This is a genomic window from Streptomyces sp. NPDC043746 (genome assembly GCF_056436485.1).
Window position 1 is genome coordinate 21,595 of sequence record NZ_JBWKCM010000043.1, and the last position, 13,122, is coordinate 34,716.

General features: G+C 70.0%; 8 protein-coding genes. 2 read left to right on the plus strand and 6 right to left on the minus strand.

Annotated elements, in window-relative coordinates; genetic code table 11:
• The first annotated feature begins 90 nt into the window (after nt 1-90).
• Nucleotides 91-816 (plus strand): S1 family peptidase, encoded by a 726-nt coding sequence (locus AC0682_RS29710; RefSeq protein ID WP_478536255.1) that lies wholly within the window; start codon nt 91-93, stop codon nt 814-816.
• A gap of 151 nt (nt 817-967) precedes the next feature.
• On the opposite strand, the gene AC0682_RS29715 is transcribed toward AC0682_RS29710, so the two are convergent.
• The 4 genes from AC0682_RS29715 to AC0682_RS29730 all read right to left on the minus strand — a co-directional run bounded on the left by AC0682_RS29715 (nt 968) and on the right by AC0682_RS29730 (nt 8,906).
• Nucleotides 968-1,570 (minus strand): response regulator, encoded by a 603-nt coding sequence (locus AC0682_RS29715; RefSeq protein WP_478536256.1) that lies wholly within the window; start codon nt 1,568-1,570, stop codon nt 968-970.
• Complete coding sequence (locus AC0682_RS29720) at nt 1,539-1,790, minus strand: hypothetical protein (protein WP_478536257.1); 252 nt, start codon at nt 1,788-1,790, stop codon at nt 1,539-1,541. The genes AC0682_RS29715 and AC0682_RS29720 overlap by 32 nt, the downstream gene beginning before the upstream one ends.
• A gap of 297 nt (nt 1,791-2,087) precedes the next feature.
• A complete protein-coding gene (locus AC0682_RS29725) occupies nt 2,088-2,576 on the minus strand; it encodes a hypothetical protein (RefSeq protein ID WP_478536258.1) in 489 nt (162 codons plus the stop codon).
• Between the two features lie 138 nt (nt 2,577-2,714).
• A complete protein-coding gene (locus tag AC0682_RS29730) occupies nt 2,715-8,906 on the minus strand; it encodes a DNRLRE domain-containing protein (RefSeq protein ID WP_478536264.1) in 6,192 nt (2,063 codons plus the stop codon).
• Nucleotides 8,907-9,248: 342 nt separating this feature from the next.
• Between AC0682_RS29730 and AC0682_RS29735 the strand changes: the two genes are divergently transcribed.
• Nucleotides 9,249-10,475: a sensor histidine kinase gene (locus AC0682_RS29735; protein WP_478536260.1), complete on the plus strand. Its 1,227-nt coding sequence runs from the start codon at nt 9,249-9,251 to the stop codon at nt 10,473-10,475.
• A gap of 155 nt (nt 10,476-10,630) precedes the next feature.
• On the opposite strand, the gene tuf is transcribed toward AC0682_RS29735, so the two are convergent.
• Complete coding sequence (gene tuf, locus AC0682_RS29740) at nt 10,631-11,824, minus strand: elongation factor Tu (RefSeq protein ID WP_254811911.1); 1,194 nt, start codon at nt 11,822-11,824, stop codon at nt 10,631-10,633.
• Nucleotides 11,825-11,981: 157 nt separating this feature from the next.
• Nucleotides 11,982-13,122, minus strand: a 1,141-nt coding sequence (locus AC0682_RS29745; protein ID WP_478536261.1) for an elongation factor G, incomplete at its 5' end; no start/stop codon positions are given.

Consider the following 13,122-nt stretch of genomic DNA (forward strand, 5'->3'; position numbering starts at 1 on the left):
CGTGAGTACCCGGCCGTTTGGTTCTTCGACACCCTGGGGCCGTCAACCCCCACGACACGCCCCTCAGCGTGATCCCCGAAATGAGGAACCATGCGAATAGCAAGGCTAGTTCCCGCTGCCCTCGCCGCCGCGGCCACCATCCTCGCTCTTCTCACCCCCACCGCCACCGCCGCCCCCCAGCCCCCGCTCACGGACGCCCCGCCCCCCACCACGCAGATCATCGGCGGCGGCTACGCCCAGAACGCTCCGTGGGCCGCGCGGCTCTTCTCCAACGGCAGGGAGACCTGTTCGGCGACGATCATCGCGCCGACCTGGATCCTCACCGCCAGACACTGCGTCACCGGCGGCGGGCTCTCGTTCCGCATCGGCAGCCTCGACCAGCACAGCGGCGGCGTGGTGGCGAACGGCGTCCAGACGTACAACCACAGCGCGGACATCTCCCTGGTCCGCCTGGACCGCTCCGTGCAGACGACCTACTCCCGCCTCGGCCAGCCCGGCACGGTGAGGGTCGGGCAGAACGTCCAGGTCTGGGGCTGGGGCGCCACCTCGCGGTGCGGCTCCGAGGCCAACTGCCAGTCCCGCTACCTGAAGGTCGCCGACGTGACGGTGACCGGCGGCTGCGGTGACGCGTACGGCGGCTCGGCGATCTGCGCCCGGCGCGGCAACGGCATCACCGCGGGCGGCGACTCCGGCGGCCCGATGACGCTGAACGGCATCCAGGTCGGCGTGGCCTCCACCAGTGACCGGCAGACCACCACGGCGTACACGAACGTCACCGCGTACCGGGCCTGGATCCAGTCCATCGCGGGCGTCTGACCGGCAGTCATACCCGGGGGCGGCGGAACCTGACCGACCGCCGTCCTCGTAGAACGTAGGGCCCCCTTACCTCTCCGCCCTGAGGTACCGGGGCCCTACATCCATGAGGGCCCCAGAGCCAGGGGGCAGGGCATCCGTGGGCGCGGGGCGTTCACAGCCAGCCGTGGCGCTCCGCGATGCGCAGGGCGTCGACGAGGGTGCGGGCGTGGAGCTTGCCGACCGCCGACGAGAGGCGGTTGCGTACGGTGCCCACGCTGAGGAACAGGTCGGCGGCGATCTCCCGGGAGTGCGCACCGGCGGCGGCGAGCCTCAGGGCCTCGGCCTCCTTGTCGGTGAGCGGGCTGGGGGTGGCCCGCTCCTCCCCACGCATCCTGGGGTCGATGGCCCGGCCGCCCGCGGCGATCCGCCGGACGGCGTCGGCGATCTGCGCCGGGGGCGTGCTCTTGAGCAGGTAGCCGGATGCCCCGGCGTCCAGCGCGCGGCGCAGATGGCCGGGGCGGTCGAGCGCGGTGAGCATCAGCGTGCGGCAGGAGGGCTGGGTCCGTGCCAGCCGGCCGGCGACGGCTATCCCGTCGAGGCCGGGCAGGTCGATGTCGAGCAGCGCCACGTCCGGGCGCAGCCGCTCCGCCTCCGCGAGCGCGACGGGGCCGTCCGCCGCCTGGCCGGCGACCTGGATGCCGAGTTCGGCCGACAGGAGCACCGTCAGACCGGACCGCACCACGTCATGGTCGTCGACCACCAGCACCCTGATCACATGCTCGATTATCGCCGACGGCCCGGGCGTTCACGGCGACGAGGACTCCCTGCCGTACGCACCACACCGCGACCAGCGATCCGAGCAGCGCGGGCAGGAAGTAGGGGAGCGTCTGCGGGCCCCGGGCGACCGCGCACAGGAGGGCGAGGGCGTACACCGCCCCGGCCACCGCCCACACGGCGCCGATCTCGGTCTTCTCGCGTTTCGTCCGCCCTGTCATGGCTCTGTGTTCCCCCGCTGCGTGGCGCGCCGCCGGATGCCTTGTGGGTGGGCGGCGCAGGTCGGTCAGCGTCGATCCGACCACGGGAGGACGGGCGGCGGGGAGTGAGATGTTCACGTGTTCGTGGGGAACGGTGTGCTGCGGCCCCGGGAGCCGGAGCCGCGGCACACCCCGGTTCACCCGGCGGTCAGAGTCCGCTCCCACGGAACGAGCGGCCTGATCAACATAAGCACGCGTCGCGACGACCCCTGGAAGCCGCCGGCGACCGTCCGGACGGCTGGCGGAGCAAGTGGATCTTCATCCGTCCATCTGTCCGCCACGCCCGGAGCCGCCGAAGAAGCGTCTGGGCAGGAGGAAACAGCCGAGCGCGAGGACTGCCAACAGCACGGCGGTCTCCACGCCGGTCAGTACATCGCCGAGGGACGCGAACGCCGCCGACCACCCCCGCCCCCTGACCACCGCGCCACCGACGACGCCGATGAGCACGGCGCAGATCAGGTAGGTCACAACCCCGACGGCGAGACGCCGGGAGCGCTCCTTCAGAAGACGGTCCCCGGCCGCCGGGCGGCGCTCAGGGAGTTGCCCGGCGCCAGTGGGGAGCAGAGGGGTGAACGGGTAGAGAACCAGCCCTGTGTAGATGATCGGGATCTCGATCTGGTAAGTGCCCATCAGCCCCAGGATGGTCACGTCCGAGGCGACGGCCACCCCCGCGGAAAGTGAGGCCAGGATCCAGAAGTTGCGGAAGGCGACGCGACATCTGGCAGGAAAGGGTACGGAGGACTTCATCGTGCGGACCTTCCCTCGGCGTCCGCTCAGCGCGGTGTGAGCGGACGGATGGAGGGTGGCGCACACGGAGGGATCCGTGTGCGCCACCCGTTTCAGGGCCTCATCGGCCGAAGCGTGGGCCGGGCAAGGAGGGCCCGGTCACCGCCGTCTGTGCCTGCCTCCGCCCTTTCCGAAAGGCTGGCACGTCCCGATACGCGAATAGAGGCCGAGCGATACGCCTGCGCTCAGGTAGCCCCAGCCGCGTTGGAGGTTCGCATTCTGCGACCCGGCGTGGCCGATCACTCCGGCGCCGATCCCGTATCCCGCGACGGCACACCCCACGCCCCGCGCCAGGCTGCTGCCGCGCCTCTTGCCACCCGCGTGACGCCCGCGGCGCATGGACTTGCCCCACTTGTAGCCGCGGTAAGCGTACTTGGCGGCCTTGTACGTCTTCTTGCAGTACCGGTAGCACGCAATCGCCGCCCGGACTCCGAAGACGACCAGCGGCACCCATTTCCCGTCGAGGTCGAACTTGTTGACGGGGTCCGCGTAGCCGTACTCGTAGGCGTTGGCGCTTCCGCCGTACACCGGGTCGCTGGAGAGGAAGCGGCCGGTGGCCGGGTTGTAGAGGCGGACGCCCATGAGGGTGAGACCGGTCAGGGTCTCGGCGGAGCGCTGCTTGGCGCCGAGCCAGCCGTAGCGGACCGGCTCCTGGCCCTGGCGGGCGTTGCCGTACTCGTCGGCGTCCAGAGCCGTCGGTGCCTCCTCCTGGTCCAGCGGGAGCAGCAGGGCGATGTCGCCGTGGAGGGTGGAGAGCTGCAGGACGGTGCCGCCGGTCTTCTCCGTGGTCGCCCCCAGGTCTCCGGCGGCCGAATCGACGTTGCGGGTCAGTTCGCCGGTGGTGGTGTCCTCCACGATCCAGCGGGGGTTGTCGCCGTCGCTGTCGTAGTGGTTGACCTTGGACTCGGACGGCGTCCAGGTGGAGCCGGCGCCGGTCTCGACCTTCCAGGAGCGGAAGCGCAGGCTCGCGTCCAGGTCCCAGGTCTGCCGCCGGCCCTCGGACGTCTGGCGGTGGACGAGGTCGTTGGCGTAGTAGCCGACCGTGCTGCCGGTCAGTGCCGTCGTACGGCCGAAGGCGTCATAGCCGTAACCCGCGTCAACCAGCCGGTCGGCGCTGTCGTAGCTGTGGCTCACCGTGGTGCCACCGCCCGTGGGGCAGTCGGCACCGGGGGCCGCGACCGCGGTGGCCAGCGACTTCCGGTTGGAGCGCCGGTCCAGCGTGTACGTACGCCGGGTGCACTCTCCCTCGACGTTGTCCTCGACGCTGGTCAGCCTGCCGGCCCTGTCGTAGTGGTAGCGCTGTTCGGACCAGCCGGCGTGGGTGCCGACCTGCCCGTGGGTGTTGCGCGTGATCGAGTCGGTGAAGACGGTGGTGTCGTCGCTGTCCCGGGTGTAGGTGCGGTTGACCGCAGTCCCGGTGGTGTCCTCGGTGATCCGGAGGGTGTAGCCGCCGGGCAGCTTCTCCGTCTCGGCCGAGCCGTCCGCGTCGTAGGAGGCACGGAAGGTACCGGCGACGGAGTCGGTCTTCGCGGTGAGCAGACCGCGCGGCTCGGCCGTGTGGTCGTAGGTGTAGGTCACCGTGGAGGGGACGGAGTCGCTCTCCTTGACCTTCCGGTCGAGCAGGTCGTACTCGGTCCTGGTGATACCTCCGTCGGCGTCGGTGTAGGAGATCAGCCGGCCCAGCAGGTCGTAGGCGCTGGTGATCGTTCCCCCGGTGGGCGAGGAGACCTTGACGGTCGCCCCGGTGGCCGGGTCGTACTCGGTGGTGGACGCCGGAACGGCCTGGCCGAGGCCGCCGGTCACCGCCTCGTAGATCTTGCGTCCGGCGGCGTCGTACGTGGTCGCGGTCGTACGGGAGACCCCGCCGACCTCGTCCGTCACGACGGCCGGGTTGCCCCAGCGGTCGTACTCGGTCGTCGTGTTGGGCAGCTTGGCCGGCTGGGAGCCACCGCCGGTGATGTCACCGGCCGGGCCGGTCCAGCACGGCTGGTCCGCCCACTCGGGCCGGCCCTTGCACCAGCCGGTGCCGGTGGCCGACCAGTACTCGGTGATACGGGTGGCCGCGTCGCCGCCCGTACCGCCGGGCAGCACCTGGGAGGTGACCCGGCCCTGGGCGTCGTACCCGGTGCTGGTGATGATGTCGAGACCGCCCGGGTCCTGGATGGTCAGGGTGGGCAGCCCCTTGACCCAGTCGTACTGGGTCTGGGTGAGGCGCTTCTCCCCCATGACGCCGTAGTAGTCACGGACCCGGACACCGGTGATGGCCAGCGTCAGCTGGTTCTTCGCCTTGGCAGTGCCGTCCGTGGGACGGCCCTCGTCGTACTCGTTGACCGTCCAGGCGCGCGCCGGCACGGAGGTGCCCGCGCTCACCAGGACCGTGGAGCCCTCCTTCAGGTCCTCGGAGAGGTCCACCCGGTGGAGCGGGCCGAACTGCTCGGTCTTGCGCACTCCCGCCTCGTCGTGGACGGAGAGCGTCGAGAGCAGCTGCGCACGCTCGGCCGACGGGATCGCGCTGAGTCCCAGGTCGGTGAGGACGTCACGGTGCTCCTGGCGCACGCCGAGTGCCAGCTCGCGGTTGCCCGCGGTCAGTTCGCGGACCGTGTTGCCGAACCGGTCGAACTCGGTGGTGGTGATGTGCCCGCCGGGCGTGGCCGAGTTGACGGTACGGCCCGATGCGTTGAGGTAGGTGACGGTGGCACGGCGGTAGCCCGTGGCCGCGAGGTCGACGCCCGAGTGGGACGCGGGGACCACGTCGGCGGGGAACACCGCGGTGGCGTCGCTGGGTGCGTCGCTCTGGCCCCAGGTGCGGACGTCGGCCGCGCCCATGGCGTACGGCGCCTTGGTTCCGGTGAGCGGCACACCGTAGACGATGCTGGTGACCGCGTTGCCCTCGACCGTGTTGGCGGTGCCCTGCTTGAGGGCCTGCCGGGAGGAGCTCAGCAGCATCCCGTCGCCGGGGGCCGTACCGGCTCCGGCGTTGCCGTAGGTGAAGGTGTACGGGAGCTGGCTCTGCTGCTGCATCCAGGTGACCCGGCCGCCGTAGTAGGCGTACTGGGTCTGGGATGCCTGGCTCAGCCGGGGATCCCACTGCTGGCGCAGGCTGCCGTTCGAGTCGTAGCGGTAGGTCGCCACGGTGGTGGCCGTGGCCGCGGCGGCTCCGGGGCTGGTGGCCCAGACGCGGATCTCGCGGACCTGGCCGGAGAAGTCGCCGAACTGGGCGTTGGTCTCCGTGCCGGTGGCCGTGGTGGTGGTCGCGTAGATGAACTCCAGGACCTTGCAGCCCTTGGTCGCGGGTGTCGTCTCGCACGCGGCCGTGGTGGCGGCCGTGGTCGGGGCGATGATCCGCTTCGGGCGGGCCAGCTTCTTCCCGGCGACCGTGACGGTCTCGGAGACCACCTTGGTCGTGGAGTTCGTCAGGCCGTCGTCCAGGACGCTGGAGAGCTGCCAGGTGGTCGCTGCGGCGTCCGCCTTGGCGAAGGTGGTGACCGTTCCCTCGTTGTCGGAGAGCGTGAACGTGCCGCTCACGCTGCCCTTGAGGGTCAGGTCCTCGGAGCCGGGCTCGGGGATCCACCCGTTCTTCGCCGCGTTCGCGGTGAAGTGGATGGCGTCGCCCTCCTCCAGCACCACGTCGACCGCGGTGTCGGAGACGCGCCGGACGTGGCTGTAGTCGGACTCGGTGGCCTCGGCGGCGGTGCCGGAGACCCACTCCTTACCGAAGATCGCGGCCTGGCCCTCCTGGTCGGCGCCCCGGTTCGGGGTGCGCGAGGCGGCCGTACGCGACACCGACAGGTCGAAGAGCGACACGTCGGTCTCGGAGAGCGTGTAGTTGCCGGTCAGCAGGTTGACCGAGCCCGGACCCACCTCGCTGGTGGCCGCGCCGTCCGCGTTGCGGTCCACGACCGCGGTCAGCGGCACGGTGCTGCTGGTGGCGGAGTTCGGGCCGGTGAAGTCGGCCTTGAGCTGGATCGTGCCGTCCGGGTCGACGGTGCTGGTGGCGTTCCACACCAGGGGTGCGTTCCTGCCGTTGGTCAGCGGGACGGGCCAGGCCGTCAGCGCGCTGCCGCCGGAGGTGACGTGCCCGGCGGGGATCCGCACCCAGGGGTCGGCCTCGGAGCGGCGCCAGGAGAAGGCGACGGCGTTGTACTTGCCGGCCTCGGCCTCGGCGACCAGCGGCAGCCGGCGCGCGGTCCGCTCACCCTCCGAGGGCTGGACGAAGCCGCCCGAGCCGGCGTGGAAGAGGTACTCCAGCGCCTCGGACTTGTTGTCCGCCCTGTCGACGGACCGCACCTGGAGGGTGTGGCTGCCGTTCTTCGGCGGAGTGACGGTGATCGTCCTGTTCGCGGAGGTACCGCCGGCGGCGACCTTGGTCCAGGTCACGCCGTCCAGGGACCACTCGAACCAGTTGTGGTCGGACCCGCTCGGCGGGGTGACCGTGAAGGTGCCCGGCTGGCCCTCGCCCTTGACCCACTGCCCCACCGGGTAGTCCGTGGAGGCGATCTTCGCCGGGGCGGACGGGGCCTTGGTGTCGACCGTGAAGGTCTTCCACGCCGACCAGCCGGTGTTGTAGTGCGTGCCGTCATAGGGGCTCGTGCGGAACTTGTACGTCTTCCCCTCGGCCAGCACCCCCGACGGCACGGTCACCGAGGCGGCCTGCCCGGACGCCACGAACTTCGACACGATCGGGGAGCCGACCTGCGTGTTGGTGGCGTTGTCGAAGATCTGGAAGGTGCCGTTGACCTTGTCACCGTCCGCGTCGACGAACGTGTCGCGCAGGGTCGGCGTCAGGGTGTTGACCATGTAGGCGCCGGAGTAGGAGAAGAACGGCGGTCCCGCCTCCTGCTTGGTGCCCGTGCGCGGCCGGAAGTTGTACGTCACCGACAGCTTCGGCGGGTTCTTCGCGGCGTTGGCGGAGTTCACCCGCTTCCACTGGGCGACCGTGGTCTCGCTCTTGGCCCGGATGCCCAGGTGGCCGCGGGTGGCCTTGGCCCCGGCCCACTCCTGGGCCAGCGTGGTCACGTTCGCGTTGATCCAGCCGTCCGGCTGCGTGGTGCAGGCGGGGTTGCCCCGTGTCTCGGTGGACTCCGCCTTCAGTGCGGTCATCGTCGGCCGGTTGGTCCACCGGCTCGCCGTCGTCGCGGCGGGCGAGGACCAGACCTGCCACGGCTGCAGGGCACAGGTGGTGTTGGCCGAGTGGAAGTTCCACAGGCTCAGCTTCGCGCTGGAGACCAGGGCGTCGGCGATCGGCGCGGTGTTCCAGGTGATGAAGGACTGGGCGGTACGGGGAGTGCCGTTCGCGTTCGTCGTACCGGGGTTACCGAAGTCCAGTTCGACATCGGTGGACCAGTCGCGGGTCTCGCCCTGCTGGACATACGTGTCGAACACGTTGGACAGCGACGAGGTGGACGGGTCCACCGTCACCGGGTACTTCGTCTCCGGATCGGCGAGGAACTCCGCGTCCGGGGTCACGACCAGGTCGACGGCACCCTTCCTGGACACGACCTTCATCGCCACCGGCACCCGGCGCGTGTGCTCGCCCGAGACCTTGTCGACGGTGGCGTCCCACATCACCGGGGCGGGCATCACAGCCCGCTTCTTGTTCTTCCGGTCGGTGAACAGCACACTGCCGTCCGCCTGCTCCTTGGCCGTCAGACCCTTGGCCTTGAGCGGCAGGGTGTACGAGTACCCCTCGGCCGGACGCTTCTTGATCTCGACGTACTGCTCGAAGCCCGTACGGGTCGACTCGACGATGACGTCGGCACCCGGCAGGGCCTCGGGGTAGGTGGCCCGCGTCCCGTCCAGCTCGGGAGCGGGCAGTCCGCCCTTCCACTGGAGGGTGATCCGCTCGTCGCCCTCGCCGAGCGTGACCAGGTCACGTGAGGGCGCCTTGCCCGCCTCGCGCAGCGAGCGCGGCAGCGTGCCGCCCCGGCCCGCCAGGCTCAGACCGTTCGGGTGGGCCTTGGCCACGACGCCGCCGTCGGCCGTCTCGCGGAGTTCGACGTCGACGTCGGTCCAGCTGCCGTTCTCCTCGAAGCGGACCGGACCGGCCGTCAGCTCGGTGGTGAGCGAACCGTCCTTGTTCACCCACGTCGTGGAGGTCTCGGTGCGCTCGGAGAGCGCCTCCACCCGCTTGCCGTACAGCTTGGCGGCGACCTTCGCCGAGAGGATGTCCGCGGCCTCGCGGGGCCCCTCGGCGACCGGCTTCTCCTCGACCGGAGCCTTCCGGGCCTGCTGGGTGAGGGCCACGGCCTGGCCGCTCTCCGTCACCAGGGCCATCTCCACCGCGAGCACCATGGCCGCGCCGAGGGCGATCCGCGGCAGAAGTCGTCTTCGCCGCTGTAGGGCCAACGATGAGCCCTCCCACGCCTGGGCGGGAGGTATGTGCTCCGACACTTTCAGCAACTCTCTGTTGTAGTGGGCATGAAACAGAGGTGATCCAAGCAAGGAGGCCGATGGGGAAGAAGTGAAGGTTTCACGAAACGCCAGGAGCACACAGGCCGTCAGCGCTCCGATGTCCGGCGGACCTCGGGCCATGAGGGATGGCTCACGGGGCAGACGTCCTGGCGACCGTCGCGGCCACGGGAGAATTGACGGCGGCCGGGGCACAACCCCGAAGAAGAGAGCGGGGAGGGGCACATGCGGCGTCCAGCACGTCTGAGGGCGAGTGCGCCACAGGGCGCCGGGGTGGCCGTCGGGGCGCTGGTCGTCCTGGTGGTCGGCTCGCTGGCACTTGTCGCGCTGGATGTGGCGGCCTCGCCGCTCGGCAAGCGCTCGGTGATCGCCGGGCTGACCGTGCTGGTGCTGATGCCCGCGGTCATGCTGGGCCAGTACGCGCCACCGCCGTACCGGCTGCCCTACCGCTGGCGGTGGGGGCTGCTGCTGGTCCAGGCGGTGCTGACGTACTTCCCGCTGCTGCTCTTCCACTACCGGTGGCTGAGCCTGCTGGGGTTCCTCGCCGGGGCCGTCCTGCTGACCCTGCCGCCGAACACCTCCGTACCGCTCGCCCTGGCGGTCGGGGCGAGCGGGCCGCTGCTGGCCACCACCGGGCTGATCACCACCAACCGGAGCCCGCTCAGCATCCTCCTCGGTACGGCGATCACCGCGAGCACCGTCTTCGCGGTGGCCCACCTCGCGCTGCTCACGGCCCGGCTGCACGGCAGCAGGGAACACGCGGCGCACCTGGCGGAGCGGCGGGAACGGGCCCGGATGCGGCAGGACCTCCACGACCTGGTCGGCTCGTCACTGACGGCGATCGCGCTCCAGGGGGAGGCCGCGCTGCGCACCGGGAGTACGCCGTACGGCGACGGCTCCGGCGGCTCCGACAGTTCCAGCGACTCCGGCGGCCCCGTGCGGGAGCACCGCACGCGGGAGCGCCGCGCGCTGACCGAGATCATCGCCCTGGCCCGGCGGCTCCACGACGACGTACGGGCGATCAGCCGGCCGGACGGCGGCGACCTCTCCCTACCCGAAGAGCTCGCCCACGCCCAGCGGGTGCTCACCGCGTCCGGGGTCGAGGTGCGGACCGTGCTGCCGCCGAGGGCCGAGGCCGCTCCGGCGGTCGAGGGGTGCCTGCGCTTCGTCCTGCGCGAGGCCGTCGGCAACGTACTCCAGCACAGCCGCGCCACGCACTGCTCGATCACCCTGCGCACGGAGGGGGCGGCGGCCCGGCTGACGGTCCGCAATGACGGCGCCGAGGCGGGCGGGTCCGCCGCGTCGGCTTCCGGGCGGGACGGTACGGGGCTGGCGGGGCTCAGGGGCCGGGTCCTGGCGCTGGGCGGGGAGTTCACCACCGGGGCCGAGGACGGGACCTTCACCCTGACGGCGACCGTGCCGTGGGCGGGGGCGGTCGCGCCGCGCGCGTAGCGTACGGGGCCGACGCCCCCGGCCCCGTACCCCTCGGGGTTCCGCGACCCGGCCCCGCACTCCCTGCATGGCGAAGGGCCCCGCACCTCTTTCGAGGTGCGGGGCCCTTCTTGCGACTCAATGAGCCACCAGGTCAGAGATGACCAAGCAGAGAACTACTTGATGATCTTGGTGACCTGGCCGGCGCCCACGGTCCGGCCACCCTCACGGATGGCGAACTTCAGGCCCTCTTCCATGGCGACCGGCTGGATCAGCGCGACGTCCATGAGGGTGTTGTCACCCGGCATGACCATCTCGGTGCCCTCGGGAAGGGTCACGACGCCCGTCACGTCCGTGGTACGGAAGTAGAACTGCGGGCGGTAGTTGTTGAAGAACGGGGTGTGGCGGCCACCCTCGTCCTTCGACAGGATGTAGGCCTGCGCCTGGAACTCGGTGTGCGGCGTGACCGAACCCGGCTTGATGATGACCTGGCCGCGCTCGACGTCCTCGCGCTTGATGCCACGGAGGAGCAGACCGACGTTCTCACCGGCCTGGCCCTCGTCGAGCAGCTTGCGGAACATCTCGATGCCGGTGACCGTGGTGGTGGTCTTCTCGGTCTTGATACCGACGATGTCGACGGTCTCGTTGACCTTGAGGACACCACGCTCGATGCGGCCGGTGACGACCGTACCGCGACCGGTGATCGTGAAGACGTCCTCGATCGGCATGAGGAACGGCTTCTCGACGTCACGCTCGGGCTGCGGGATGGACTCGTCCACGGCGGCCATCAGGTTCAGGACCGACTGGCCCCACTCCTTGTCGCCCTCGAGGGCCTTGAGCGCCGAGACCTTGACGACGGGAACGTCGTCGCCCGGGAACTCGTACTCGGAGAGGAGCTCACGGACCTCGAGCTCGACGAGCTCCAGGATCTCCTCGTCGTCCACCATGTCGGCCTTGTTCAGGGCGACGACGATGTACGGGACGCCGACCTGGCGGGCCAGGAGCACGTGCTCCTTGGTCTGCGGCATCGGGCCGTCGGTGGCGGCGACCACGAGGATGGCGCCGTCCATCTGCGCGGCACCGGTGATCATGTTCTTGATGTAGTCGGCGTGACCCGGGCAGTCGACGTGCGCGTAGTGACGCGACTCCGTCTGGTACTCGACGTGCGCGATGGAGATGGTGATACCGCGCTGGCGCTCTTCGGGAGCCTTGTCGATCTGGTCGAAGGCCGAGGCCTCGTTCAGGTCCGGGTACGCGTCGTGCAGCACCTTGGTAATGGCGGCCGTGAGGGTCGTCTTACCGTGGTCGATGTGACCGATGGTGCCGATGTTGACGTGGGGCTTAGTCCGCTCGAACTTTGCCTTCGCCACTGGGGTCCTCCTGAGTGGTTCTGTACGCCTTGCTTCATCGGCGCCAGGTGATCTTTGCTGGGGTGCCGGCGCCGGGGGCATACGGCACAGTGCTCGCGCGCTGTGCCGCATGCCCGCCCGGCTCCGGTGACAAGCCTAAAGCGTGTGCTCGGGAGAGTTACTCGCCCTTGGCCTTCGCGATGATCTCCTCGGCGACGTTCCGCGGAACCTCGGCGTAGGAGTCGAACTGCATCGAGTAGCTTGCGCGACCCGAGGTCTTGCTGCGGAGGTCTCCGACGTAGCCGAACATCTCCGAGAGGGGCACGAGGCCCTTCACGACGCGAGCGCCGCTGCGCTCCTCCATGGCCTGGATCTGGCCACGGCGGGAGTTGAGGTCGCCGATGACATCGCCCATGTAGTCCTCGGGCGTGGTGACCTCGACGGCCATCATCGGCTCGAGGAGCACGGGAGAGGCCTTGCGGGCACCCTCCTTGAACGCCTGCGAACCGGCGATCTTGAAGGCGAGCTCGGAGGAGTCGACCTCGTGGAAACCACCGTCGAGAAGGGTGACGCGGACGCCGACCATCTCGTAACCGGCCAGGATGCCGAACTGCATGGCTTCCTGAGCACCCGCGTCCACCGAGGGAATGTACTCACGGGGGATGCGGCCACCGGTGACCTTGTTGACGAACTCGTAGGATGCGTCGCCGCCCTCGATGGGCTCGATGGCGATCTGCACCTTCGCGAACTGACCGGTACCACCGGTCTGCTTCTTGTGCGTGTAGTCGATGCGCTCGACGGCCTTGCGGATCGTCTCGCGGTACGCGACCTGGGGCTTGCCGACGTTCGCCTCGACGCGGAACTCGCGCTTCATGCGGTCGACGAGCACCTCGAGGTGGAGCTCGCCCATACCACCGATGATGGTCTGGCCGGTCTCCTCGTCGGAGTGCACCTGGAAGGAGGGGTCCTCCTCCGAGAGACGCTGGATGGCGACACCCAGCTTCTCCTGGTCACCCTTGGACTTGGGCTCGATGGCGACCTGGATGACCGGCGCCGGGAAGTCCATGGACTCCAGGATGACCGGGTTCTTGTCGTCGCACAGCGTCTCACCGGTGGTGGTCTGCTTCAGGCCCATGACGGCGATGATGTCGCCCGCGCCCACCGACTGGATCTCCTCACGCTTGTTGGCGTGCATGCGGTAGATCTTGCCGATGCGCTCCTTCTTGCCCTTGACGGAGTTCAGCACCGCGGTGCCGGCCTCCAGGCGACCGGAGTAGATCCGGACGAAGGTGAGCTTGCCCAGGTGCGGGTCGCTCGCG

Bases quoted from the DNA above. Each gene is read 5' to 3' on its own strand.
- AC0682_RS29710 (WP_478536255.1), top strand. From the start codon at position 91: ATGCGAATAGCAAGGCTAGTTCCCGCTGCCCTCGCCGCCGCGGCCACC.
- AC0682_RS29720 (WP_478536257.1), bottom strand. From the start codon at position 1,790: ATGACAGGGCGGACGAAACGCGAGAAGACCGAGATCGGCGCCGTGTGG.
- AC0682_RS29725 (WP_478536258.1), bottom strand. From the start codon at position 2,576: ATGAAGTCCTCCGTACCCTTTCCTGCCAGATGTCGCGTCGCCTTCCGC.
- AC0682_RS29730 (WP_478536264.1), bottom strand. From the start codon at position 8,906: ATGGTGCTCGCGGTGGAGATGGCCCTGGTGACGGAGAGCGGCCAGGCC.
- AC0682_RS29735 (WP_478536260.1), top strand. From the start codon at position 9,249: ATGCGGCGTCCAGCACGTCTGAGGGCGAGTGCGCCACAGGGCGCCGGG.